Genomic DNA, 25,312 nt, shown 5'->3' on the forward strand with positions numbered 1-25,312 from the left:
TAAAAATTTTTATTACAATAAAAATTCGATTTTTATTTAAACGCATTCATTGCCGTAATATCCATTCCGGTTATTAAAAGATGAATGTCATGAGTGCCCTCATAAGTAATCACGCTTTCCAGGTTCATCATGTGGCGCATGATGGGGTATTCGCCTGTGATGCCCATTCCGCCAAGCATTTGACGGGCATCGTGCGCAATCTGCGTTGCTATCACGCATGAATTTCTTTTGGCCATGCTTACCTGCTGCGGCGTAGCCTTTTTTTCATTCATCAAAACGCCCAGTCGCCAGTTAAGCAATTGTGCCTTTGTGATTTCAGTGATCATCTCCGCCAGTTTTTTTTGTTGCAATTGAAAACTTCCAATCGGTTTATCAAACTGGATTCTTTCTTTAGAATAACGTAGTGCGGTATCGTAACAGTCCATTGCTGCGCCCACCACGCCCCATGCAATTCCATATCGCGCTTTGGTAAGGCAGTTCAGCGGTCCTTTCAATCCTTTGATGTTGGGTAAAATATTTTCCTTCGGCACTTTCACATTATCAAAAACCAATTCGCCGGTGGCGCTGGCGCGAAGGCTCCACTTGCTATGTGTTGTGGGCGTGGTAAATCCTTCCATTCCTCTTTCAACAATCAATCCGTGAATTTCCCCGTTTTCATCTTTTGCCCAAACCACAGCGATCTGCGCAAACGGCGCATTGCTGATCCACATTTTACTTCCGTTTAAAATAACATGATCGCCATCGTCTTTAAAATTACTCAGCATTCCTGCGGGATCGCTTCCATAGTTAGGTTCTGTTAATCCAAAACATCCCAGCCATTCGCCGCTGGCTAATTTGGGTAAGTATTTTTTTCGTTGTTCTTCAGTCCCATATTCAAAAATGGGAAACATTACCAAGGAGCCTTGCACGCTGGCAGTACTGCGTACGCCACTATCCCCGCGCTCCAGTTCCTGCATCATTAGTCCATAGGAAATATAATCCAATCCGCCACCGCCGTATTCCTCAGGAATAGTTGGCCCAAAACATCCAAGGTCGCCCAATTGCTTTACGATTTGCTGTGGGAATTCCGCTTTCTGTGCATACGATTCAATGATGGGAGAGATTTCTTTCTTCACATAATTGCGAACGCTTTCCCTGATGAGTTTTTGTTCATCAGTCAGCAACTCATCCACATTAAAATAGTCCGGTGATTGAAAAAGATCTTGTGCCATCGTAAAGTGTTTTGATTAAAAATAAAAACAGGTTATTTCCTGCTTTACTTCTATTACGTTACTTCAAAGATAACTTTAAACGGATACTTCCTTGCCTGGCAAATCAATGCAAATCCGAGAAATAAAAAAACCGGCGCAATCAATTACGCCGGTTCAATTATAAAAAAAATCTTAGCCAATTTTATTTAAGGCAGCATTCATATTTCTTACCGCATCCGCACTTTTGTTGAATTTTGCCTGCTCGTCTTCATTCAGTTTAAAATCAATTATTTTTTCCCAACCGGTTTTGCCTATTACTACCGGAACGCCAATGCAAATATCTTTTTGTCCATATTCGCCGTCAAGCAAAACTGAACAAGGAATCAATTTTTTCTCATCGCGTACAATCGCTTCCACTAACGTAGCTGCTGCGGCTCCGGGCGCGTACCATGCACTGGTGCCTAATAATTTGGTAAGCGTAGCTCCACCAACCATCGTATCTGCGGCTACTTTATTCAAAGTTTCTTCATCAAGGTAATTGGAAACCGGAGTGCTGTTGTAAGTGGCTAACCTGGTAAGGGGAATCATCGTGGTATCTCCGTGCCCCCCGATTACTACTGCCTGCAAATCCTGGGCGGATACGTTCATTGCAGTAGATAGAAAATATTTAAACCTGGCGCTGTCTAAAATTCCTCCCATGCCGATAATCCTGTTTTTGGGAAGTTTGGTGGCTTTCAAAGCCAGGTAGGTCATCGTATCCATCGGATTGCTGATTATCACAAGAATAGCTTCCGGTGATTCTTCCAATATTTTCAGTGCTACACCTTCAACAATATCAGCGTTGATGCCGATTAATTCTTCACGCGACATCCCGGGTTTGCGGGGCACACCTGAAGTAATCACCACTACATTGCTGCCTTTTGTTTTGGAATAATCATTGGTACTGCCAATAATTTTTGTATCGCTTCCCAAAAGTGTTTGGCTTTGCGCGAAATCCATTGCTTTTCCTTCTGTGATGCCGTCCTTAATATCCAATAAAACTAATTCTTCACAAAGTTCTTTCCGGGCAATGTTGTCTGCCGCTGTGGCGCCAACTGCTCCGGCACCTACTACAGTTACTTTCATTTCTTTTTTTTTATTATTAATTTTTTAAAAATAGGATTACAGTTCAAAGGTATTGTATTATTATTTTACCGGATAGGAGTTGAAAGTTGAAAGTTGTAAGTTGAAAGTTGTAAGTTGTAAGTTGTAAGTTATTCAATTTATTCACCGAGTGCTTTGGCCACGTCTTCCATTTTTACATCACCGTTGAAAGAGGTTACGTATTTGCCATGCTTGTCATAAACCACTATTCCAGGATACATTTGAACGTGATAATAGGGTAGGAAAAAATCTTTTTTATCCCAGCCCATCACAATCTGTGGGTATTCGGCAATTTTATAATTGTGATAAAATGCCATCATCTCGGTATACGGAAGCCAGGTTACCATCAGGATTTGGGTATTTTTGAAATGACCCATATATTCTTCCAGTTCCTTTGTTACATTTTGGCAATGCCCACATTCCGGGCTAAAAATCATAATTAATGTGGGTTTGTTTTCTTTAAGATTTTGTTTGGTGAATACAGAGCTATCGGGTGCGGTGTAAACGGTAAACTCAGGAATAACGGGGTTTTTTATATATTCCGGGGTGTTCTTCGTCTGTGAAAATCCGCCGTAAGAAATACATAAGCAGCAAACAAAAACTAAAAATCTTTTCATCATAATTTTTTTTATAAAACTAATAAAAATCGCCAAAGCGGAAAATGGAACCGCATCCCGTGATTAAAAATAGACAGTGAACCAACAAATAATTGCCTTTTTTATTTTGATGTTTAGACAAAGAAAATTTACAACTCGGCCAAAATCGTTTCCGGTTTTACATCGCCCTCGAATGATTTTTTAAAGCGCCCGTTTTTATCATAAATATAGATGCCAGGCAGATTTTTTACGCCAAAATAAATGGGGAAGAAAAATTTGGTATCCCGGCCCATCGTTATTTGCGGATAATTGTAAATGCGAAAAACTTTATAAAACGCCATCATCTCTTCATAAGGCAAATAAGTAAGCATTACAAATTGCGTGTTTTTAAATTGCTTTATATTTTGGGTAATCATCTTCGCTTCATTCTGGCAATGACTGCAATCCGGGCTGAACACGATGAAAATAGTATTCTTGTTTTTCTTCAAATCTTCCCTCGTAAAGGCGCTGCTATCCGGCGCCCTATAAAGCGTAAATGCAGGTATGGTAGGATATTGAAGATAAGGAGCCGGTTGCCCGGCTGAATCTTTCTGGCAAAATGCAGAGAAAGAAACAAGAAATAAAAATGAAAAAATGAATAAATATTTCACAGAAATGATTTTTAATAAAACTATGTAAAAGTATGAATTCACGGGGCATACAGCGTTAGTTTAGCAGTTGTTTAAGAATTGGGAACCACGTTTTTTTAGAAATAGCTCAGCCATTACGTCAATTCTTTTACCTTTGCTGCCTCAAAAAATTTTTTATATGGCATCTACTTCTGATATCCGGACAGGACTGATTTTAAAAATTGATGGTAGTCTTTATACTGTCATTGAATTCGGACAAAATAAAACTGCGCGCGCGGCTGCAAAGGTGTGGGCAAAATTAAAAGGCGTAGACAACGGGCGCACCATCGAACAGACGTGGAACAGTGGTGAAACTATTTTTCCGGTGCGTGTTGAAAAGAGGCCCTATCAATATCTTTTTAAAGATGATACCGGCTATACCTTTATGAACACTGAAAATTATGAACAGATTGTAGTATCGCCTGAGTTGATAGATGCTCCCCAGTTTTTAAAAGATGGCCAGGAAGTATCTGTGTTGATAAATACGGAAACCGACCTTCCGATGGGAGTTGAATTGCCCGATAAAATTGTGCTGAAAGTAACTTACAGCGAGCCTGGTTTAAAAGGCGACACCGCCACGAAAACACTTAAACCGGCAACGGTGGAAACAGGCGCTACCGTAAATGTTCCCTTATTTGTAAACGAAGGCGAACTGATAAGGGTGAACACAAAAAACGGCGAATATGTTGAAAGAGTGAAAGAATAAGCGGCCAGTTCCACTAATTTTTGTTTACATTTATTCCCTTAATTTTCAATTTAAAAAGTACCTTAGCTACTAGTTTTTTATAACCTAAATACGATATCCTGTATGGACATTAAGCAAATTCATGAATTGGTAAAGCTTGTAAATAAGAGCAATATTGGTGAATTGATGATTGAACAAGAAGGTTTTAAAATTACCATAAAGCAGAAAAAAGATCCGGCGCCGATTATCGGCCAGCCAATGATGCAACCGTTTCAGGCGATACAGCAGCCGGCGATAGCCGCTGCTCCTGCTGGCTTGCCAAAGTCATCTGAAACCAGGCAGGAATCCGCAAAGCAGGAAAATCTTCTTACCATTAAAAGTCCCATGATCGGGACTTTTTATCGCCAGGCCGGGCCCGACAAACCCATTTTTGTAAGCGTGGGCGATGAGGTAGAAGTGGGCCAGGTAGTTTGTATTATAGAAGCCATGAAATTATTTAATGAAATAGAAAGTGAAGTAGCCGGAAAGATTGTGAAAGTGCTGGTAGAAGATGCCTCTCCGGTAGAGTTTGATCAGCCATTGTTTTTGGTAGAGCCGGCTTAATTAGTTAATTAGTTAATTAGCTGATATGCTAATTTAAGCATGGTAAATTTTCTCTTTTCTATATAATTCTTATTTATGAAGAAGGAAGAAATTGAATCAAATCCTATTCTGAAACTCACTTTCGAATTTTCATTATTAATTATAGATTATTGCGATCTTCTTGATGAGAGGAAAAAATATACAATCAGCAGGCAACTACTCAAATCGGGCACTTCAATTGGCGCAAATTGTACAGAAGCTCAGAATGCCGAAAGCAAAATAGATTTTATTCATAAAATTAAAATTGCTGCAAAAGAAGCCGATGAAACTCAATACTGGCTTTTATTATGCAACTATTCAGACAGATACCCCGAATGTGATTCATTGCTCTTAAAACTTGAATCGGTTCAAAAGGTTATTAATAAGATTTTAGGAACGGCTAAAAGAAAAACCCCGATAAGTTCTGTGATGGACTTTTTCATTTTTTAGCGAATTAAAAGAAAGTATATTTAAAAAGAAGACTTAAAATTCTTAAAAATTAAAACTGAGATTAGCACGTTAGCACATCAACTAATCAGCTAATTAGCTAATTGGCACATTAAAAAGATGTTTAAAAAAATACTCATTGCAAACAGGGGCGAAATAGCCCTGAGGATAATCAGAACCTGTAAAGAAATGGGCATCAAAACGGTGGCCGTTTATTCTACAGCCGATAAAGACAGCCTGCATGTAAAATTTGCTGATGAAGCGGTTTGTATCGGTAAGCCAGCCAGCATAGACAGCTACCTGAATATTCCACACATTATGGCGGCGGTTGAAATTACCAATGCGGATGCCATACACCCGGGATATGGATTCCTGGCAGAAAATGCAAAGTTTGCCCAGATATGTTTTGACCACGGCATTAAATTTATCGGACCAACTCCCGCGATGATTAATTCTATGGGCGATAAAATTACGGCTAAGGAAACGATGATTGTTTCGGGAGTGCCCGTTGTTCCTGGCGTAGAGGGCTTGCTGGAAGATGTGAACCATGCAAAAAAATCGGCCAAAAAAGTAGGCTATCCCGTTATCTTAAAGGCAACTGCCGGTGGGGGAGGTAAAGGCATGCGCGTAGTTTGGAGCGAAAAAGAAATGGAAAGGGCATTTGAAACGGCGAAAATTGAAGCAGGCGCTGCGTTTAAGAACGACGGTATTTACATGGAAAAATATGTGGAGGAGCCACATCATATAGAAATTCAAATTGCCGGCGACCAATATGGAAATGTGTGCCATCTTAGCGAAAGAGATTGTTCTATTCAACGCCGCCACCAAAAGCTGGTGGAAGAATCCCCTTCCCCTTTTATGACGCCGGAATTACGCGAAAGAATGGGAGAAGCGGCCATCAAAGCAGCCTCTGCTATCAATTATGAAAGCGTGGGTACTGTTGAATTCCTGGTGGATAAAAACCGTGATTTTTATTTCATGGAAATGAATACGAGGATCCAGGTGGAGCATTGTGTTACAGAAGAAGTAGTGAATTACGATTTGATTAAAGAGCAAATAAAGATTGCCGCCGGTGAAAAAATTTCAGGGAGAAATTATTATCCTGAAATGCATGCAATAGAATGCAGGATAAATGCCGAAGATCCTTATAACGATTTCCGGCCTTCTCCCGGCCGCATCACCGTTCTTCATCAGCCGGGCGGACATGGCGTGCGCGTTGACAGCCATTGCTACGCGGGCTACGTAATTCCGCCTTATTATGACAGCATGATTGGAAAATTGATTACCATGGCCCAGACGCGGGATGAGGCTATTGACACGATGTACAGAGCTTTAAGCGAATATGTGATCGAAGGTATCAAAACTACCATTCCTTTTCATCTTCAACTGATGCAAAATGAGCAGTTCAGGAAAGGAAATTTCACTACCAAGTTTCTGGAAGATTTCAAAATGGTTTAATACAGTAAAGGCATAAAAAAAGTCTTTTTTATTTCCTTAAGTTCAGGAAGAAATAACAGCTTCTACTTTATCTGTTTTTCAATTTCATTTACATCGATATTTCGTTGCGCAAATTCAGGCTGTTGCATCAACCGCTTTTTATCATTAAAGCCAAGGGCTATGGCCTTTTCCAAGTCTTTTCTGATTTTTTCTGCTTCATTATTTCGCGCATCTAAAATCGCGGAAAAATACCATGCTTCACTATTTGTTGGGTCGGCCATTTTGTAAAGCGCTACGAAAAACTCGGCGATTTTATTTTCATTACGGTTAATCATCTGGTTGCTGATAGTATAAAACGCTAAGGAAAGATATGCCTGTAACCGTTGATACATCTGGCTTTCGGCATTTTTCAGTCGGGATTTGGCCTTTACCTCTTTTATCGTCTTTTCCCAATAGCCCGCATCCGTGTCTGCAAATTTTTGCTGGTAATCGAATTTTAATTTTTCTTCTTTGGCCAATAATTGTCGTCTTTGCTCTTTTTGTTGTTGAAAAATATTTGATCGAGTAATTGCACTTTGCTTTTGTACAAACCAATTTTGTTCATCTTGAAACCCCTGCAACATAGTCGCGGCAAGCTTACAATTTTGCTGTGCCTGGATTAGTTGATTTTGCTTCATTTTTTTATTGACAATTTCTTTCAGTTGCGCTGCAAACTGGTGAGTAAACAAGCTATCAGCGGGAATTAACTTATCGCGCATCGCTTCCAACTGCCAGCCTTCAAAAGCAATAGCCATCGTTGTTTCGGGAGCCCATTCATGGATGCCGTCAAAATAAATAATACTGTGGCGTGTGTGGGTTTTATCCAAAAGATTTTCAATGGCGGCCAGGTCAGTCATGTTTAAATCACCCTCGCCGGCTATCGCCGTATAGCTGAATGTAAAATCACCTGCGTGGGTAATATCTTCAAGTCCTGCGCCATTTGCAACGATCCCTTTTATTCCAGGAAAGTGGAGTGCCAAATACGTAGCTACCTTAGCGCCTCCTGAAAATCCGCATAGATAAATTCGGTCGGCGTTTACGTTGGCTCTTTTTACAAGATCATCTTTCATTGCTGTAAAAATCTTTCCGGCGTCATCCAGGTTGTTGCCATTTTTTGAATCGTTGCTTCCTGCTAAAATGAAATGAAAGCTGTCGGCCAAAGATTTATATTTTTTAACCGGCAACACACCATTCCCATGCGGATCAAAAAAATAAACCACGGGCAAAGGGTTATTATTTTTTGATGATGGAATATACAAGGCATACGACATTGCCGGATCTGAGCCACAAACTACTTTGGGGATGATACTGTCTTTCGGAAGAACCGAGGAAATATCAATCCGTTTAATTAAAGAGGAATCAATGTTTGCGTCTTTATGATGACTACTTCCGCCGCAGGCGATTGTATACAATGAAACCAGGATGAAAAAAAGAAAGTAATTGGTTTTCATAACCGGATGCAAATTTCGCGGAAAGTTAATTTATTTGCGCGGCCGGCAACAGTAAGCAGGCAAATTCTGGGGTTTTTATTTTCCGTTCTGCAGGCATGAACAAACTATATCATGCAGGATACCAAAATAACTTTCTATATTTTCCTGTAATTTGCAATTCCACCTAAACTCAACAATTTTCCCATGAAGTTCAAAGGATTCCTTTTCTTAGCCCTGTGTGTTTTTGGTGCCACCGCCCATGCGCAACAACCATACGAACTCAACAGCGGATGGAAATGCATCAATGTAAAAGACATAAATAAGAATGGAGAAAAAATTTCGCAACTGTCTTTTTCTTTAATAGGTTTTATGCCTGCAACGGTGCCCGGCACGGTGCTTACCACGATGCTCAACAATAAAATGGTACCCGATCCATTCTATGGAATGAACAATGAAAAAATTCCTGATATCTATAACACGGGCAGTGACTATTACACTTACTGGTTTGTAAAAGATTTTACAGAAAAAAGTACCAGCGCTGAAGAACAGGTGTGGCTGCATTTTCGGGGCATCAATTATAGTTGCGATGTTTTTCTGAACGGCCACCAACTGAATGATAAAAGATTTTATGGAATGTTTTTGCGGCAGCAATATAATATTACAAAGTGGCTGACGAAAAATGGAAAGAACCGGTTGGCGGTGATTGTCTATCCGCCGGATCCTGTTGGTGACCCCAATGGCGGACAGGGCGGCGACGGCACTATTGCAAAAAATGTTTCGCATCAGTATGTAGCGGGCTGGGATTGGATACAACCTGTGCGAGATCGCAACACGGGTATTTGGGATAAAGTAACGATTGAAAGAACCGGCGCTGTTAAGGTACAAAACACGCATGTGATCACACTTGTTCCGGGCAAAAGATTTGTTGAAGGAGAGCAGGCGCCGGCCACTATAAAAGTGTCTGCTGAATTAAACAATGCAACTGATAAAGAAGTGCATGGCACGTTGGAGTATTCTGTCGCGGGAGAAAAAATTTCCACGAATGCTTCTGTTCCTCCCAACACAAATATTAACTTGCAATTGCCGGATTATGTTTTGAAGAATCCAAAACTTTGGTGGCCCAATGGCTATGGCCCGCAAAACCTATACAACAGCAATGTACAGTTTATAAAAGATGACGGTTCAGCAAGTGATGCAGAAGATATAAAATTTGGCGTGCGTGAAATCAATACGGTTTGGAACACTACAACCCGTAGCCGCGAAGTGTTGGTAAACGGGCAAAAAATATTTGTCAAAGGTGGCAATTGGATCATTTCTGACGAGATGCTTCGTTTTACTGATGCACGTTACGATGCGGAGATCCGGTTTCACCGGGATATGAAATTGAATCTGATTCGCGTTTGGGGCGGCGCGATTACAGAGCGCCCGGAATTTTATGATGCGTGCGATAAATATGGATTGCTGGTGATGCAGGATTTCTGGAACTCCGGTGATTGCAACGGCCGCTGGATGGATCCAAAGAAAAAAGACGATCAATGGACAAGAAGAAAATATCCTGATGATCATCAATTGTTTTTGGCTTCGGTGGTTGACCAGGTGAAGATGCTGCGCAATCATCCTTCGCTCGCTTTGTGGTGTGGTGGTAATGAAATTACTCCGCCTGAAGATATTTTAGTTGCGATGCGCGATTCCATTATGCCGAAGTTGGATGATACAAGATATTTTATAGAATATTCTAATTCTGATAGCATGTCGTACAATCCTTATGGAGGCAATGGCGACGGGCCTTACGGTATACAAAATATCAATGCTTTTTGGGCACACCAAACCTATCCTTTTAACTCAGAAATAGGTTCTGTTGGAATGGGCGATTATGCGTCATTGAAAAGATTTATACCAAAAGAAAATCTGGTTCTTCCGAATGAAGATTACAGGAACATGGACAGCGTATGGCGGTATCATAAGTATAGCGGTTACGGTAATCATATCGATGCTTATGGCAAACCAACGGATGTAAAAGATTTTGCGGACAAAGCTCAGTTAGCGAATTACGATCAATATCGTGCATTGATGGAAGGGTTTAGTGCTCACATGTGGGAATGGTACACTGGCGTTATCATTTGGAAAACACAAAATCCGTGGACAGCTTTGCGTGGGCAGATGTATGATTATTATCTCGATCCCAATGCATGCCTGTATGGTTTGCATAAAGGAAGCGAGGCATTTCATGTGATGTACGATAATGCAGATGGAATGGTGATGATCGCCAATAACACGTTTACCGAAAAGCGTAATATCATGTTGAAAGCGGAGGCGTTTGATATGGATGGTAAAGGAAGAGTTCTTACACAGGTATTTTCCTACATTGAACCAACCAGCTCTAAAAAATATTTATCTCTAAAAAATGCAATTGATAGAATGGCACACGATAAGGGGGTGTTTCTTTATTTGTCTTTGCTGGATGAAAACAAAAATTTGCTGGACGATAATTTATATTGGCTGCCGGATTCCACAGGTAATTATTCAGGATTGCAGCAAATGAAAAAAGCAACCGTAGAAGTTACAGCGCATAAAATGGAACCTGGAAAAATAGAAGTAACAATCAGTAATTCAAAAGAAAATCCTATTGCATTTTTCAACAGGCTTTCGTTGGTGAATTCCAAAACGAAGCAAAGAATATTGCCGGCGTTTTACACTGACAATTATATTTCGGTGTTACCGGGCGAGACTAAAAAAATCACTATTGATTATACGCCTGGCGCCAATGAAAATGCAGCAGTGGAATTATATGGATGGAACGTGGAGGAGCGGGTGATTGGGATAAAGTAATTCGGATGATAAGAAAATAGAAATTATAAGTATTTGTTGTTTCAATGAACGATTCATATTTCAGCAATCCACGTCCTTCAACCGGACATAATGCAAGAGAAAAAGTGGGTTTGTATTTGAGAATCGTTGAATGGTCAATCTTGAATGGTCAATCGTGAATGGTGTCTGAAAATAAAAAATAGCGATAATTGTTTATTTACTGGTACAGATGGGCAAGCGGCAAAAGCAATCAATTCACCCCGGAAGTATCAACCGGAATTCTGGCAAGCACTATATTTTCTGAATCTACCAATTGACGGAATGCCGGCATATCCTGCGGACTAATGGGCGTTGCTGCAGGGAATTTTTGCTTTAACGGATCCACCTGTTTCCCGTTTTTCCAAAAGCGGTAACAAACATGTGGCCCCGTAGCGAGCCCTGTCATTCCTACGTAGCCAATTACCTGGCCCTGTGTTACCTGTTGCCCTTTTTTAACGGCTCTTTTTCTCATGTGCAGGTATTGGGTTGTGTAAGTGGCATTGTGTTTAATTTTCACATAATTTCCATTAAAACGACTATACCGGGATTCAATCACCACGCCGCTGCCGGTCGAAAGAATAGGGGTGCCTGATGGCGCTGCAAAGTCTGTTCCCAGGTGCGCTTTCCATCTTTTTGATATGGGATGAAAACGGTGAAGATTATAGTGGGACGTAATGCGGCTGAATTTTAAAGGCGCTTTTAAAAATGCTTTGCGTAAACTTTTTCCTTCTTCATTATAAAATTCACCACCGCCGGTGCTGTCTGCTTCAAAATAATATGCTTTGTACACCTCGCCGCTGTGCGAAAAAACAGCTTCCCTGATGGAGCCGGATTCGATGGGCTTGCCGTGAACAAATTGCTGTTCATACACTATTTTGAACCAATCTCCTTTTTGAATAGAATAAAAATCAATCGTCCACGCAAATATTTTGGCAAGTTTTACTGCAAGGTCAGGATCGGCATTATTCTGCTCAAGGGTTTCATAGAGCGAACTGTTTATAGTACCTCCAAGGCTGGCCATTTGCGTGGTTACCGGCCGCTTGCCGGTATATACGGCCATGGTATCGCGGAGATCATACACTACATAATTTACGGGATCAGGCTGGTAAATAAAATACAGTGCCTTTTGGATGGAATCTTTGGTACATAGTATGGTGTACGGCTTGCCCGCGTCTAATTTACGGACGCTGTATATATTCCGCGCCTTTTCAGCAAGCTGCAAAACCGTTGCGTTGTCAATGCCATAATCTTTTAAAATGTCGGCAAGAAACTGGTTGCGGTCGAGCGTACCTTCTTCTACAAAAAAGGAATCCAGGGGCAGGCCAAAACGAATGGTCGTAGATTCAGGTTTGGCAACAGGTGGTAATTCTTTTGCAGTGGCTTTGCTGCCCGGCTGTATCAATTGTAATATCAAAATAAGCGCAGCAATGATGCCGGTAACTATAAGTGTAATGGATTTTACTGAAAGTTTTTTTTTCCGATTCATTATACCTTAAGGCTGTAACAGCAAATTTTTATCAACTAATCCCGTCAGCATCCGCAGAGATTCTGCGGGCTAATTCAAAAAGACGGGAAAGGAATAATTCCGCAAACATGCGGCGAAGCGCCAATATAAACAGGTGTTATCAATTTTCCTTACGCCTTGACGCTTATGGCAAAGATGCAATATTCAAATTGGAATAAAAAGCCGCATTCAATTTTTTGTATCTATTGTGAAACTTTTTACATTTCTGAAATCAAATTGAAATGCGCTCATTGTATCTGCCCGATTTTATTCTAAAATGTTTTTCTATGACCCCGATTTTAAAAAATATCAAGGTCAGCGATTAAGCATGCTTCCTGGATTTTTCACTTCTTTGTCTTAACTTAATATTGAGTATCTCTACCAACAGGGAAAATCCAAGACAGGAATAGATAATGCTTTTGCTTACTTCCTGGTGAAGGGAAGCAGCTATCAGCACTACACCAATCACCACCAAAAACGAAAGCGCGAGCATTTGCAAAGTAGGGTGGCGGTTGATGAGTTTGGTAACCGGCCCTGCAAAAAGCATCATGATGATGATGGATATAACAACGGCTATTATCATAATTACTACATTATCCACAAGCCCAACGGCGGTCAGTATTGAATCAAATGAAAACACAGCATCTACTAAAATGATTTGGATAATAACCGACCTCATGCCTGTAACTTTTCCTTTGGGCTTAATTTCAGTATCCTCCGGATGCTTTAATTTATGATGAATCTCGAGGGTGCTTTTTACGATAAGGAACAAGCCTCCGGCCATCAATATCAGGTCTTTGATGCTTAATCCCAGCGGTTCATCTGAAAAACCGTCTATGGCCGGAATATTAACGATCGGTTCTTTAAAGCTAATAATCCAATTGATAGATAATAATAAACCTATTCTGAAGGCCATTGCCAGCAGCAAACCAATATTGCGTGCGGCGCGCTGCTGGTTTGCCGGCAATTTGCCAGCTACAATTGATATGAAAATTATATTGTCTATTCCTAAAACAATTTCCAAAAAGGTAAGCGTTAGCAGGCTTATCCAAATAGCAGGATGCGTAAAATCCGGGAAAGTAAATTCCATCTGTTGTGATTTTTAAATTGATTTGCTGTTGAGCATTTTGGGCGCGTCCGCATTTTTCTTCACGGGGAAAACTACGGTTTTTTGCAAACTGTTTTTCTTTTTTCTAAAAAGAAAATTCAGCAAAATTGGCCCGGTTGTAATCACCAAAATACCGAGAATTATTTTTTCCAGGTGTTCTTTAGCCCATTCATTTTCGCCGAGCAAAAAGCCTGCAGTAACAATGCTGGCTACCCATACAAAGCTGCCAATAATGTTGTAAAGGGAAAATTTGCCCACCTTCATTTTTACCATGCCAGCTACGATGGGTGCAAACGTGCGGATCACCGGCAAAAATCGCGCAATGATAATGGCGCTTCCTCCTTTTTTGGCGTAAAATTCTTCTGCGTGTAACAGATGCTTTCTTTTAAAAAACCAGCGATCTTTATTAAAAAGGAATTTGTCAGATTTTCTCCCGAACCAATACCCCGCGTAGTTTCCAATAACACCGGCAACTGTTACCAGCGCTATCCAGTAAAGCAAATTAACCAGTGGTACAGCAAATGGGGATAATGTATTGGCGATTATCATTCCTGCAACAAACAGTAGTGAATCGCCCGGCAGGAAAAAACCAAAAAATAAACCCGTTTCAACAAACACGATAAGGGCTACGATATACAACCCTCCGTGATTAACAATCCAATCCGGGTCAATAAGATTATGTAAAAGTTGAATGATGGTTTCCATGTTTTTGTTTGAAAAATTTGAGCATGCAATAGTTGCAGAGGCCAGTGAAAAATATTTTACAGGTAAATAAGAATCAGGCTATCAGAATACGCTGTGTCCAACCAAGCCAATCAAAATAAATTATACCGGAAGAGGAAATTGTAATACCTGGGCGCAGGCAGCAGCGTTGACAGCTTGATAAAAAAATTGGTTTTGATTTGGTTGCCGGTACTTGCAGAAGGCCCGCTTTTTTTATCTGAAATTTTTTCGCCTGTACCAAAATTGGAACAACCACTTCTATGGTTGATGATGCAGGTGGACGTTTCAGCAAAAGCTTCTTCGCTTTCAATATTATTTGCCACTTGCAATACCGTCTGAAAGCTGTTTTGGGCCTTTGTTACAAAAGCATTATTGATGGAGGGCGCTGCGCTGCAAACTGTGTTTAATAAAATGAAGATGAGGGCCAGTAGCCTGCTTTTTAAAAGCGTATTTTCGATTGAATTCATCTTCACCTTACAAATTAATGGCAGCAAATATATTTGAAAAACAGCACCTTAAATGTTATTGTTTTAATAAAGCAATCACAAAAAACAAGTTGTTAAAAAGTAAGCAAATTCCCTTGTCTTATTTTCGAATCCGGATGGTTACATAAGCCTTTAGTTAGAGAGAAATGCGAAGCAGCGAGCAGTAAACAAACCTTTATACCGGTTTTTTATTTTCAAGTATTTGGTTCAATCTTTTATCTGCTGATTTTTTTGCCCGCGCCCAAATTTCATTGAGGCTTACGCTGCTGCCATTTCTTTTTTTGCTCTCATCCGCCGCTTCCATAAAAGCGCAGATTTCTAAGGTTTCTTCTGCTTTAACGGGCGCCTGGCCTGTTTTAAAAAACTGGATGATTTGTATTAACAGAGAATTGTATCCTTCAAAAGGGCCAAGAACAGCATCTCCCAGTTCGCCAAATGCAGTTCCGCCATACGTATGTTTGCCCGTGCGTGTGCCGCGAAAGGTGCCAATTCGCCCATCAGCCCATGTGCCCACGGCCACATCGGTTCCTTCAGTGTGGGCGCGCATAAGGCTTTTACAGCCGGTTCCCATCACGGCGTATAAAAGTTCTACACCATGAATGCCATACCAGAAAAAATCAGGATGCGTTTTTTCTATCGTGCAGGGGCTGTAAGCATCAGCGCCCAGCACTTTACCAACTTTACCATTTACCACTTGCTGTGCACTCTCCATATATCTCAGGGAAGAAGATGAGAATACGGGCACTTTATAATGTTTGGCCAGCTCAAAAATTACGATGGCATCGGCAAGGGAAGCAGCGATGGGTTTGTCAATAAAAAGTGTTTTGCCTGCTTGCAATACAGGAATGGCCTGCTCCAGGTGGCGCCGGCCGTCATTAGTTTCCAGCAATATCACATCGGTTTTTTCAAGTAAAGCAGGAATACTGCTTACTATTTCCACACCTCTTTTTTTTACTTCTTCCGTATAGCCCGGTAGGCGTGATACGGACGACTCAATATCAAGGCTGCCCTGCGGATAAGCCGCTACGATTTTGTAACCGCCAAAATCGGCAGAGGCATCTGCGCCGTTCAGCGCTTTTGTAAATTCTACACTATGAGAGGTATCCAACCCGATAATACCCATTCTTTTTGCGGATGGTTCACTTTTAGCAAAGAGCGGAGATAAACTGCCCATCAGCCCAAGGCCAATCCCTGTAGTAGCGGTAGTGGTAATGAATTTGCGACGGTTATAGGAAGTCATGCTTTTTTGAATTTATGTGATTGAAAATTGGAATTTTTTATTCTTAAAGTCAATGAGTATTTACCTGCGTTGATTTTTTAAGCGAAGCCATCATGTTTGTCACCACCGGCGAGGCCGTTTTATTTGCGAAGCCAACGCAGATAAATACAATTGCTGAAATTATTGAAGGCAACCCTACGTCTATGGCGAGGCTGTGAGGTCCGATATTTTTTGTAATGATAAATGTAAGTAATCCGGCCGCAATAGAAGCAATCGCTGCGGCAGCATTGCATCTTTTAAACATTGGGATAAGCCCTAGGATTAACGGCATGGCCGTGGGCCCCAGCAGGGCGGCAAACCAGTTCACAATTAATCCGAGCACGCCTCCAAATCGTTCATAGTTTAAGGCTATCACCAGCGTTGCCAATGTAAAAATAAAAGTGGTTATGCGTGCGGTGCGCAGCGAACTTTTATCATCTCTGAGTTTTGGTGAAATCACCGGAAGAATATCGCGCGTGATAACCGCAGCTACAGTGTTCACGTCAGAGGAGGTCATGCCCATGGTGGCAGCAAACAAAGAAGCAATTACCAACCCGATAATTCCCTGGGGTAAAATTTTAAGCATTAGCCAGCCGTAAGACTCATTTGGTTGTGAAAGCCCCGGTAAAATAATTGGCGCTGCCCACATGGGGAAAAACAAAATTAAAGGCCAAATTAAATACAAAATACCCGACAGGCGTGCGGCTTTTGATGCTTCCTTTTCAGATGAAGAAGAAATATACCTGGTTGCCAGGCTCCAGCTACCGCCGTTATAACTCAAGAAATAAAGAAAAAACATAATGATTACAAACCCGGCGGTATAGGGTTCGGGGAATAACTGGCTGTGCGCCGGCGGAAGCTCTTTCCAGATTTCGAGGATAGAATCCCATCCGCCCAAATACTGCACTACCAACACAAACATTACAATCCCACCAAGCACCTGCACAATAAACTGGATCAGGTCAGTAATGATTACGCCCCATAAGCCGCCAAATGTAACATAGATAAGCGTGACGCAGCCAGACACAAGAATGCCTGTTGCCATAGGAATGCCCGCTACCACGTGAAGCAAAATCCCGATGGCTGCCCATTTAGCACCTACATCAAATATTTTTAGAATCACACCCGCCCATGCAATAATTTGCTGGGTGGCCAAATTGTACCTCGCTTTAAGATATTCAAGCGGTGATTGCACGTGGAAGTTTTTTCGCAGGCGCACCCAGTAAACAGGAAAAAAATGAGCGCTTGCAACGATGGCTACGCCAACAGGCAAGGCCCACCACATATACATGGTAAACCCGTGGGTATAAGCAACCGCTGCATAGGCTACAAACACGGCGCCGCTATGCCCCGACACATGGTGAGAAATTCCTGCCAGCCACCACGGCAATTTGCCACCGGCCACAAAATAATCTTCGGAATTGCGGCTTTTGAAATAAGACAAAATTCCTATCACCAGCATGCTTGCAAAAAATAGAATAATTACTACCAGGTCTGTCGTATCAAGCGCCATGTATTTATTTTAATAATTAAACAGGAGGTAAGTGATGAATCAAAATTGAATGCCTGCTTTAGACAACCGGTTCCCATCCCGGCTGGTACTGCCTTTTCCAAAATTTATTGGCTTCTTCATTATTTAAAATATGGCCGTTTTTTTCATCAGTTGTCAGCGTGGTTCCGGTGCGCACAGCGATGTTGCCAAGAAGGCTGAGTAACGTACTTTGATAGCCTTTCATTATTTCTGCATTTAATGACGCGCCGTTGCGAATGCCATCAAAAAAATTCTGAATGTGCAGCGCATCCAGGTTTTTTGACGGGTCAACAGTGTTGTGTGGATCCACCGCATAATTGTTTTTTACATCCTTCAATAACTTATTGTTGAGGTCATAAATTTTATAAGAATTTCCGCCATCAATTACGAGCGTTCCATTTTCCCCATAAAAGGCAACTCCTACGCTTGAGCCTTCTATGTCGCGCCCATTGCAGCTTCTGCCTTCCCATTGCACTAATTTTTTCCCGGGGAATTTCCACGCTATCACCTGCGTATCGGGAGTTTGCCAGTCGTCATCATAACGGTAACGGCCTCCTGATGAACTGACACTTATGGGATATTCAAGATTCATTCCCCATCGTAGCAAATCCACCATGTGAACGCCATTGTTGCCGGATTCGCCGGTTCCCCAATTCCAGAACCAATGCCAATTATAATGAAGTATGTTGTCGCGGTAATCTTCACGGGGCGCCGGTCCCTGCCATAAATCAAAATTCAGCCATGAGGGAATTTCCATCTTTTTGCCGGTGCCAATTGAAGGGCGGTTATTGGTGTACCATCCTTTACCAAAATATACCCGGCCAATTATTCCGTTTTGTGCGGCTTTCACCGCTTCCATTACATTTGGCCACGAGCGGCGCTGCGAGCCCATTTGCACATGCCGGTTGTATTTCCTTGCTGCTGCCACCAGCAATTCCCCTTCATGAGGATTGTGAGCGCAGGGCTTTTCTACATACACATGCTTACCTGCTTTGCACGCAAGGATAGCGGCGGGCGCATGCCAGTGGTCGGGCGCTGCAATTACCAGCGCTTCCAGCGATTTATCTTCCAAAGCTTTTCTAAAATCCGGCGCTGCATTGGGCATTACATTTTGGATTTTTTCCACCTCGTTGATGCATTTATTCATGGACTGGCTGTCTACATCAGAAATATAAAGCACCTCACAATTTTTCTGGCTGGCGTAATTATGAGCCAACGCAAGGCCGCGCGCATGAACGCCCATAATTCCGACTTTTATTCTTTCATTCGCTCCTAAAATATTGCCGTAGCTTTTAGCGTCAAACGAAGGTAAAATGCCTCCCAATGAAATGGCTGCGGATGCTGCAAGAGATTTTTTAATAAATCCCCTCCTTGAATCTTCCATATCTGAATTGATTTAGGTGTAAAAATTTTTGTTCGTGCAGAATTCATATCACCAGGCTGCAATACTTTCCCTCAATCGGTTATCAACAAATCTATTATAAAATTCTATTGAAATTTCATCGCAGAAATAATGAACATAAGCGATGGTTGCAGTAAACGCATAAATAATTTCATTTTTTATTTTGGCTGATGGGCCTTCAATGGCTTATTTTTTGTAACCTCTAAGAAAATCATTTAACCATTTTTATGTCTTTAACCCAATACAAAAAAAAGAGAGCTTTTGATAAGACCCCGGAGCCAACAGGAGGCAAGCCAACGGGTGATAAATTACATTTTGTGGTGCAGAAACATCATGCGTCTCATTTGCATTATGATTTCAGGCTGGAGATGGAGGGCGTGCTAAAAAGCTGGGCCGTTCCCAAAGGCCCGTCAATGGACCCATCGGTAAAAAGACTGGCTATGATGGTGGAAGATCATCCATGGGATTACAGGAATTTTGAAGGCATCATTCCCTCAGGCTACGGCGCAGGTACGGTGATTGTTTGGGATGAAGGCACTTATGAGCCTGCAGAAAAAAAGAAATCTAAAAAAGAAAATGAAAAATCACTGCTTCATCATCTTTACGAAGGATCGGTTTCTTTTGTTTTAAAAGGAAAAAAACTGAAGGGAGAATTTTCGCTCGTGAAAACAAAAAGCCGGGGTGACAATGCGTGGCTGTTGGTAAAGAAAGATGATGAATATGTATCCACAGCGGATATCACCAAAAAAGAAAAATCTGTATTATCTCACAAAACATTGGAGCAGGTAAAAGCGCATCCGGCTAAAGAATGGAAAAGTCACAGGGAACAAAAAACAAAATCGGTCGCTGATGACGCTGAGACCGAAACCTCGGAAAACAAAACTGAAACGATAGACGACTTATTAAAAAAAGGAACTAAAAGCGCATTTTTAAAAAATGTGGACCCCATGCTTTGTACGCTTATCAAAGAACCCTTTAGTGATCCTAAATATTTGTTCGAGGTAAAATTTGATGGCTACCGCATCATTGCTTCAATAAAAAAAGGGAAAGTGAAACTGAGTTCGCGTAGCGGTTTGGATTACACGCATAAATATCCCGCCGTGGCAAAGGCATTGAGCGAATTGGAAACCGATATTATTGTGGATGGTGAAATTGTGGCTTTGAATAATGAAGGCCATCCTGATTTTGATGCGCTGCAAAAGACCACAAAGGAAACGACGCTCGCTTTTTACCTGTTTGATATTCTTTACTACAAAGGCTATGATCTTCAGCAATTGCCATTGACCGAAAGAAAGCAAATTCTTGGGGCAGTAATTCCTTTTAACGGAGTTTTAAAATTCAGTGATCATTTTGACGATGGCCTGAAACTTTATGATTTGATAAAAGACCAGGATTTGGAAGGAATTGTTGCCAAGAAAAGACAAAGCCAATACCAGCAGGGAAAGCGTAATAGTGATTGGCTAAAATTGCCAACTGAAAAAAGGCAGGAATTTGTAATCGGTGGCTGGGCGGAATCTGTGCATGGAAGGGCCTTCAGGTCGTTGCTTTTTGGCGCGTACAATAAGGATCACCAGTTGGAATGGATTGGGCGCTCAGGCGGAGGTTTTAAAGAAAAGGAGATGCCGGCCATTTTAAAAAAATTAAAAGCATTGGAGATAGATGAATCTCCGTTTGTAAATAAAATACTCGATACAAAAGGCGCAATACTCCATTTTGTAAAACCGGAGCTGGTAGCCAATTTTAGGTTTGCCACCTGGACCAAATCCGGGCGCATCCGCAAACCCGCTACTTTTCTTGGTTTCAGAAAAGATAAGAACCCCGAAAAGGTGGTTCGTGAAATTCCACTGAGCAAAACCGAAGAAGAAAAAATCATCAAAACATCCGATAAAAAAAGTAGCAACAAAAGCTAATAAAAAAATTCAGGGAAAACCGGCATTAGCAGAAAAGGTGGTTAACAGTAAAAGAAGAACTTTATTTATTTATTGATTTACTGTAAAATGCTACATTATTTCTTTTAGTTTGTTCACTACCACATCCACTTCTTCTTTTGTGTTGAATTTGCTGAATGAAAACCGGACTGTAGCCTGATCGGATTCCGGAGAAATAGTTTTTATGACATGGCTTACGGCTTCTACACCAGAAGTGCAGGCGCTGCCGCCGCTCGCGCAAATGTTGTTGATATCAAGATTAAAAAGAAGCATATCAGATTTTTCAGTCCTCGGAAAAGCCACGCTCAACACAGTATACAGGCATTTGCCATCCTGGTTGCCATTGAACCGGACGCCCGGAATATTTTTGAGCAACTGTTCTTTCATATAATTTTTAACTTCCAAAATATGCCTGCTTTCTTTTTCCATATTGTCAACAGCCATCTGAAGTGCTTTTGCAAGACCTACGATACCATAAATATTTTCAGTGCCTGCACGCATATTTCTTTCCTGGCTGCCGCCATTAATCAGCGGATGAATTTTAATATCGCGGTTGATGTATAACATTCCCACTCCTTTTGGTCCATGAAATTTATGTGCCGCTGCATTAATAAAATGGACATGCAATTTTTGAAGGTCAATGGGGAAATGGCCAACCGTCTGCACAGTATCTACATTTAAGATGGCATCATATTTTTTTGCAAGATCAGATACCCTTTCAATATCAGTCATGTTACCAATTTCATTGTTCGCATGCATCAGGGTGACAAGACATTTTTCATTGCATTCCATTAAAAGCCTTTCAAGGTCTTCGTAATCGATTAAGCCGTTGGGTAAAATGTTTACATAAGATAATTTTATTTTTCCTTTTGCTGCAAGATGTTCGATAGAATGCAGCGTAGCATGATGTTCCAGCGGTGAACTGATGATGTGCATGCAGCCAAGATCGTTTACTGCCGCATGGATTGCCGTATTGGTACTTTCTGTGCCGCCACTTGTAAAAAAAATTTCAGAAGGATGCGCGTTCAAAATTTTTGCCACTGTTTTCCTGGCATTTTCGATAGCCATTCTTGTTTCTCTTCCGTAAGAATAGATGGAGGAAGGATTTCCAAACTTTTCTGTAAAATAAGGTAGCATGGCTTCAAATACTTCAGGATCCAAAGGGGTGGTAGCTGCATTATCAAAATAAATTCTTTGCAATTTTTTTTAAATTATTAAATTATTGGATTATTGGATTATTAAATTATTGAATTATTAGATTATTGAATTATTGGATGGATACATCGTTGTATTGTTACATTGTTTCACTGGTGATGGTAGCCAATTTTCACATTTTCACATTTTCGAATTTTCACATTGGCTAATTAGCTAATCAGCTAATTAGCTCATCACTTCATGAATATCTTTCATGATTTTCTTTGCGATATTCTCGGCGGTGGTTTCAAAATTACTTTCGGAATAAATCCGCAGAATCGGCTCAGTATTGCTGGTGCGAAGATGAACCCAATCGTTGCCGAATTCTATCTTTAATCCGTCTTCGGTATTCATCGGATTGTTCTTGTACTTGTCTTTTATTTTTCGGAAAATCTCGTTTACATCCACGTTATTTTCGAGGGTTATTTTATTTTTTGAAATAAAATAATCCGGATACATTCCTCTTAATTGCTTAATGCTTTTTTTGGAATGGGCCAGATGCGACAGGAATAAACCAATGCCGATGAGTGCATCGCGGCCATAATGAAAATCCGGCACAATGATGCCGCCATTGCCTTCGCCGCCTATCACAGCCTTCACTTCTTTCATTTTGCTCACCACATTTACCTCACCCACCGCGGAAGGATAATATTCGCCGCCATGCTTGTGGGTAATTTCTTTCAGCGATTTGGTGGAAGACATGTTGCTCACTGTATTTCCTTTTCTTTTACCCAAAACATAATCTGCTACTGCAACGAGCGTATACTCTTCGCCAAACATGCTTCCGTCTTCACAAACAAAGCAAAGCCTGTCCACATCGGGATCAACGGCTATGCCCAGCGAAGCGTTCTGTTTGGTAACTTCATTGCTGAGGCCAATCAGGTTTTTGGGTAAAGGCTCAGGGTTGTGTTCAAATTTTCCATGCACGTCCTCGTTGATGGTGATTACATCTTTTACGCCAAGCGCTTTTAGCAAAGCCGGAACATAAATAGCACCTGAACTGTTTACCGGGTCTACTACTATTTTAAACTTCGCCTTCTTAATGGCTTCTACATCTACCAGTTCATAATTCACTACCATGTCGATATGCCTGTTCAGGTAAGAATCATCCTTCCGGTATTTGCCTAATTTAGAAACAGGAACAAAATGAAACTGTTCGTTTTCAGCTATGGACAATACTTTTTCGCCTTCGGCAGCATCCAAAAATTCGCCATCCTGATTTAACAATTTAAGCGCATTCCATTCCTGCGGATTATGGCTGGCGGTTAATATAATTCCACCGGCAGCCTTTTCTTCCTTCACCGCAATTTCTACCGTCGGCGTAGTGGTAAGCCCAAGGTCAACCACGTCAAATCCACAAGCCAGCAAAGTGTTTGCACAAATACTGCTCACCATGCTTCCGCTGATTCTGCCATCGCGGCCTATTACAATTTTTTTATTGGCTGAATTTTGATCAAATGCACTTGCAAATGCAGCTGTAAATTTTACAATGTCTAAAGGAGTAAGATTTTTTCCCGGAATTCCTCCTATCGTGCCCCTGATGCCGGAAATACTTTTGATCAATGCCACATGAATAATTTAATGGAGCAAATTTACCGTTTTTCTTTGTTGAAATGAAAGCAACGCTTGTGAAAGATGCGTAAAAACATCTGAATTTTGTTCGATGATTTTGTGGGAATGCTTTCGTACAATGGATTGCAGAAGCAGTATCTATTTGGAAATTATGACAAAGCTGGTTACACCATTAAGGCTTCTTCGGGCATGATTCCAATTGCTTAAAAATTGCCATTGAAATATAATGCAACAGTAAAGCAATAAAAAAGCCTTTTTTTATTTAGCTGATTTGAAAACTACGCTGCCGCTTTTTTCTGTATCCGATTCAATCCGGACCTCGTATCTCTTAGTGCCGTCTGTAACTACCATTAGTGCAGTATTTGGAGGAATAGAGCCCAGGTTATCCGCATACATCGTTATAATATTCTCCGGCGCATTTTTGTCTATTGCAAGCGTAAGAGAAATTGGCTTTTCAGAAAGCCGCTGATTCGATAAAACTATCTTTCCGTTGTAAAATACGGTGATTGAGTCGCCATCCACGGTACCATTATCATAAAAATCCAACTTGAATGTGGGTTCAGTAATAGTGATGGTTTTTACAATATCCTTCCGCCGGTTTTTAAACCCTGATGGAGTAGATGAAATCGTCGGCGGCTTGTGAGCATCATCCTCAAAATCTTTTTTTGCAAGATCCTGTACGCGATCCGGTGTTTGTATGGTTGGTTTTTGCGGAGCTACTTCTTTTTTTACCGGTGGATGCTTAGGTCTTGCCGTGGCTACCGGGTTTTTGTGTGCCGGTTTTTTTGCCGGTGCTTTTGCAGTGGCGTTATGCGGTGGTTTATTCCGCGGCATATAGCCGATAGGCAAAGGATTTACTACTCTGCGTGAAAGAAAGGTAGTTCCTGTATCGGTGCACGCCTGGTTCGGTGCAGGAATCCAGTTTCCCCTTAAAATCTCTATATTGCCTGTATCTCTTTCATAATGCAGCTTATGAATTTGAAAACAATTGGTGATGTCGGGCGGTGTGTTGGATTTTATTCTTTCCACTTCTTTCACTTCAAGGGTGTTGGTATTGCGGTTGATGATGCCTTTTATCCTGCAAATCGTATAATATTTTTTTAATCCTTCTGAATAATATGTGTAGGAATACCCGTTCACTTCAGAACCTTGAGTAGTTAATTCAAGCACATATTCATTGGTATTTCCGCCGATGCTGTAATAACCCGGAGGCAGCGTTACATTGAATGTTCCTTTCCATTGACCATTAAAATTGACAGATTTTTTATCAGAAGATTTTGTATGAGGGGAATATTTGTTGTTGGTAAAATTTTGTGCGTAGGATTCCTGTGCGAACAAAGAATAATTGAACAACATCAAACATAAAAGAGTAAAAAATCTTTTCATTATAGCGGGGGAATTGATTCGGTCTAAATTAATTGTTATTTAATAATTCAGACACCCAAAGGAATAGCATCTTTGTCTAATACTTCGTTAAATTTGCCCATAAAGAATTAAATAAAAA

The 25,312-nt window shown here is 41.0% G+C and carries 21 protein-coding genes; 6 read left to right on the forward strand and 15 right to left on the reverse strand.

Annotated features, from left to right (window positions below):
* Nucleotides 1-32 precede the first annotated feature (32 nt).
* The 4 genes from EFY79_RS01155 to EFY79_RS01170 all read right to left on the reverse strand — a co-directional run bounded on the left by EFY79_RS01155 (nt 33) and on the right by EFY79_RS01170 (nt 3,579).
* The gene (locus EFY79_RS01155) at nt 33-1,211 is read right to left on the reverse strand and encodes an acyl-CoA dehydrogenase family protein (protein ID WP_123118831.1); all 1,179 of its coding nucleotides are present in this window, start codon (nt 1,209-1,211) and stop codon (nt 33-35) included.
* 171 nt (nt 1,212-1,382) lie between these two features.
* A complete protein-coding gene (locus EFY79_RS01160; protein WP_123118832.1) occupies nt 1,383-2,315 on the reverse strand; it encodes a malate dehydrogenase in 933 nt (310 codons plus the stop codon).
* 137 nt (nt 2,316-2,452) lie between these two features.
* Entirely contained in the window at nt 2,453-2,950 is a 498-nt protein-coding gene (locus EFY79_RS01165; RefSeq protein WP_158605115.1) for a TlpA family protein disulfide reductase, read from the reverse strand.
* 128 nt (nt 2,951-3,078) lie between these two features.
* On the reverse strand, nt 3,079-3,579 hold the full coding sequence (locus EFY79_RS01170; protein ID WP_123118834.1) for a TlpA family protein disulfide reductase: 501 nt from the start codon (nt 3,577-3,579) through the stop codon (nt 3,079-3,081).
* 157 nt (nt 3,580-3,736) lie between these two features.
* Here EFY79_RS01170 and efp point away from each other — a divergent pair, with 157 nt between their 5' ends.
* From efp to accC, 4 genes are all read left to right on the forward strand, one after another.
* Nucleotides 3,737-4,303, forward strand: a complete 567-nt coding sequence (gene efp / locus EFY79_RS01175; protein WP_123118835.1) for an elongation factor P — start codon at nt 3,737-3,739, stop codon at nt 4,301-4,303.
* A 102-nt stretch (nt 4,304-4,405) separates the two neighbouring features.
* On the forward strand, nt 4,406-4,885 hold the full coding sequence (gene accB / locus EFY79_RS01180; RefSeq protein ID WP_123118836.1) for an acetyl-CoA carboxylase biotin carboxyl carrier protein: 480 nt from the start codon (nt 4,406-4,408) through the stop codon (nt 4,883-4,885).
* A gap of 75 nt (nt 4,886-4,960) precedes the next feature.
* Complete coding sequence (locus tag EFY79_RS01185; RefSeq protein ID WP_123118837.1) at nt 4,961-5,353, forward strand: four helix bundle protein; 393 nt, start codon at nt 4,961-4,963, stop codon at nt 5,351-5,353.
* A gap of 117 nt (nt 5,354-5,470) precedes the next feature.
* Nucleotides 5,471-6,808 (forward strand): acetyl-CoA carboxylase biotin carboxylase subunit, encoded by a 1,338-nt coding sequence (gene accC / locus EFY79_RS01190; RefSeq protein WP_123118838.1) that lies wholly within the window; start codon nt 5,471-5,473, stop codon nt 6,806-6,808.
* Between the two features lie 62 nt (nt 6,809-6,870).
* On the opposite strand, the gene EFY79_RS01195 is transcribed toward accC, so the two are convergent.
* Nucleotides 6,871-8,277 carry a hypothetical protein gene (locus EFY79_RS01195; RefSeq protein WP_123118839.1) on the reverse strand — a complete coding sequence of 469 codons (1,407 nt, stop codon included), beginning with the start codon at nt 8,275-8,277 and terminating at the stop codon, nt 6,871-6,873.
* A 183-nt stretch (nt 8,278-8,460) separates the two neighbouring features.
* Here EFY79_RS01195 and EFY79_RS01200 point away from each other — a divergent pair, with 183 nt between their 5' ends.
* Nucleotides 8,461-11,085: a glycoside hydrolase family 2 protein gene (locus tag EFY79_RS01200; protein ID WP_123118840.1), complete on the forward strand. Its 2,625-nt coding sequence runs from the start codon at nt 8,461-8,463 to the stop codon at nt 11,083-11,085.
* 229 nt (nt 11,086-11,314) lie between these two features.
* Here the strand turns inward: EFY79_RS01200 and EFY79_RS01205 are convergent, their stop codons facing one another.
* The 7 genes from EFY79_RS01205 to EFY79_RS01235 form a co-directional block, all read right to left on the reverse strand.
* Nucleotides 11,315-12,589 carry a M23 family metallopeptidase gene (locus tag EFY79_RS01205; protein WP_123118841.1) on the reverse strand — a complete coding sequence of 425 codons (1,275 nt, stop codon included), beginning with the start codon at nt 12,587-12,589 and terminating at the stop codon, nt 11,315-11,317.
* A 340-nt stretch (nt 12,590-12,929) separates the two neighbouring features.
* Nucleotides 12,930-13,697 (reverse strand): TerC family protein, encoded by a 768-nt coding sequence (locus EFY79_RS01210; RefSeq protein WP_123118842.1) that lies wholly within the window; start codon nt 13,695-13,697, stop codon nt 12,930-12,932.
* A gap of 12 nt (nt 13,698-13,709) precedes the next feature.
* Nucleotides 13,710-14,420, reverse strand: coding sequence for a DedA family protein (locus EFY79_RS01215; protein WP_123118843.1), 711 nt, complete (start codon nt 14,418-14,420; stop codon nt 13,710-13,712).
* Nucleotides 14,421-14,530: 110 nt separating this feature from the next.
* Nucleotides 14,531-14,905 (reverse strand): hypothetical protein, encoded by a 375-nt coding sequence (locus EFY79_RS01220; protein WP_123118844.1) that lies wholly within the window; start codon nt 14,903-14,905, stop codon nt 14,531-14,533.
* A 193-nt stretch (nt 14,906-15,098) separates the two neighbouring features.
* A complete protein-coding gene (locus EFY79_RS01225) occupies nt 15,099-16,163 on the reverse strand; it encodes a Gfo/Idh/MocA family protein (RefSeq protein ID WP_123118845.1) in 1,065 nt (354 codons plus the stop codon).
* A 49-nt stretch (nt 16,164-16,212) separates the two neighbouring features.
* Nucleotides 16,213-17,694 (reverse strand): sodium:solute symporter family transporter, encoded by a 1,482-nt coding sequence (locus tag EFY79_RS01230; protein ID WP_123118846.1) that lies wholly within the window; start codon nt 17,692-17,694, stop codon nt 16,213-16,215.
* Nucleotides 17,695-17,752: 58 nt separating this feature from the next.
* Nucleotides 17,753-19,096: a Gfo/Idh/MocA family oxidoreductase gene (locus EFY79_RS01235; RefSeq protein WP_123118847.1), complete on the reverse strand. Its 1,344-nt coding sequence runs from the start codon at nt 19,094-19,096 to the stop codon at nt 17,753-17,755.
* A gap of 245 nt (nt 19,097-19,341) precedes the next feature.
* On the opposite strand from EFY79_RS01235, the gene ligD reads away from it, so the two are divergent.
* Nucleotides 19,342-21,024, forward strand: coding sequence for a non-homologous end-joining DNA ligase (ligD, locus tag EFY79_RS01240; RefSeq protein ID WP_123118848.1), 1,683 nt, complete (start codon nt 19,342-19,344; stop codon nt 21,022-21,024).
* 90 nt (nt 21,025-21,114) lie between these two features.
* Here ligD and EFY79_RS01245 read toward each other — a convergent pair whose 3' ends face one another.
* The 3 genes from EFY79_RS01245 to EFY79_RS01255 all read right to left on the reverse strand — a co-directional run bounded on the left by EFY79_RS01245 (nt 21,115) and on the right by EFY79_RS01255 (nt 25,194).
* Nucleotides 21,115-22,242: a cysteine desulfurase family protein gene (locus tag EFY79_RS01245; RefSeq protein ID WP_123118849.1), complete on the reverse strand. Its 1,128-nt coding sequence runs from the start codon at nt 22,240-22,242 to the stop codon at nt 21,115-21,117.
* A 180-nt stretch (nt 22,243-22,422) separates the two neighbouring features.
* Nucleotides 22,423-23,805, reverse strand: coding sequence for a phosphoglucosamine mutase (gene glmM / locus EFY79_RS01250; protein ID WP_123118850.1), 1,383 nt, complete (start codon nt 23,803-23,805; stop codon nt 22,423-22,425).
* A 261-nt stretch (nt 23,806-24,066) separates the two neighbouring features.
* On the reverse strand, nt 24,067-25,194 hold the full coding sequence (locus EFY79_RS01255; RefSeq protein ID WP_148041822.1) for an SPOR domain-containing protein: 1,128 nt from the start codon (nt 25,192-25,194) through the stop codon (nt 24,067-24,069).
* Nucleotides 25,195-25,312 lie beyond the last annotated feature (118 nt).

The sequence above is a fragment of the Hanamia caeni genome, from assembly GCF_003721595.1.
Classification (GTDB): Bacteria; Bacteroidota; Bacteroidia; order Chitinophagales; family Chitinophagaceae; genus Ginsengibacter; species Ginsengibacter caeni.

Excerpts from the sequence above, each read along its gene's own strand:
- EFY79_RS01225 (WP_123118845.1), bottom strand. The coding sequence starts at position 16,163 with ATGACTTCCTATAACCGTCGCAAATTCATTACCACTACCGCTACTACA.
- EFY79_RS01165 (WP_158605115.1), bottom strand. The coding sequence starts at position 2,950 with ATGAAAAGATTTTTAGTTTTTGTTTGCTGCTTATGTATTTCTTACGGC.
- EFY79_RS01200 (WP_123118840.1), top strand. The coding sequence starts at position 8,461 with ATGAAGTTCAAAGGATTCCTTTTCTTAGCCCTGTGTGTTTTTGGTGCC.
- EFY79_RS01210 (WP_123118842.1), bottom strand. The coding sequence starts at position 13,697 with ATGGAATTTACTTTCCCGGATTTTACGCATCCTGCTATTTGGATAAGC.
- EFY79_RS01255 (WP_148041822.1), bottom strand. The coding sequence starts at position 25,194 with ATGAAAAGATTTTTTACTCTTTTATGTTTGATGTTGTTCAATTATTCT.
- EFY79_RS01230 (WP_123118846.1), bottom strand. The coding sequence starts at position 17,694 with ATGGCGCTTGATACGACAGACCTGGTAGTAATTATTCTATTTTTTGCA.
- EFY79_RS01205 (WP_123118841.1), bottom strand. The coding sequence starts at position 12,589 with ATGAATCGGAAAAAAAAACTTTCAGTAAAATCCATTACACTTATAGTT.
- EFY79_RS01235 (WP_123118847.1), bottom strand. The coding sequence starts at position 19,096 with ATGGAAGATTCAAGGAGGGGATTTATTAAAAAATCTCTTGCAGCATCC.
- efp (WP_123118835.1), top strand. The coding sequence starts at position 3,737 with ATGGCATCTACTTCTGATATCCGGACAGGACTGATTTTAAAAATTGAT.
- ligD (WP_123118848.1), top strand. The coding sequence starts at position 19,342 with ATGTCTTTAACCCAATACAAAAAAAAGAGAGCTTTTGATAAGACCCCG.
- EFY79_RS01195 (WP_123118839.1), bottom strand. The coding sequence starts at position 8,277 with ATGAAAACCAATTACTTTCTTTTTTTCATCCTGGTTTCATTGTATACA.
- accC (WP_123118838.1), top strand. The coding sequence starts at position 5,471 with ATGTTTAAAAAAATACTCATTGCAAACAGGGGCGAAATAGCCCTGAGG.
- accB (WP_123118836.1), top strand. The coding sequence starts at position 4,406 with ATGGACATTAAGCAAATTCATGAATTGGTAAAGCTTGTAAATAAGAGC.
- EFY79_RS01215 (WP_123118843.1), bottom strand. The coding sequence starts at position 14,420 with ATGGAAACCATCATTCAACTTTTACATAATCTTATTGACCCGGATTGG.
- EFY79_RS01160 (WP_123118832.1), bottom strand. The coding sequence starts at position 2,315 with ATGAAAGTAACTGTAGTAGGTGCCGGAGCAGTTGGCGCCACAGCGGCA.
- EFY79_RS01155 (WP_123118831.1), bottom strand. The coding sequence starts at position 1,211 with ATGGCACAAGATCTTTTTCAATCACCGGACTATTTTAATGTGGATGAG.
- EFY79_RS01220 (WP_123118844.1), bottom strand. The coding sequence starts at position 14,905 with ATGAATTCAATCGAAAATACGCTTTTAAAAAGCAGGCTACTGGCCCTC.
- EFY79_RS01185 (WP_123118837.1), top strand. The coding sequence starts at position 4,961 with ATGAAGAAGGAAGAAATTGAATCAAATCCTATTCTGAAACTCACTTTC.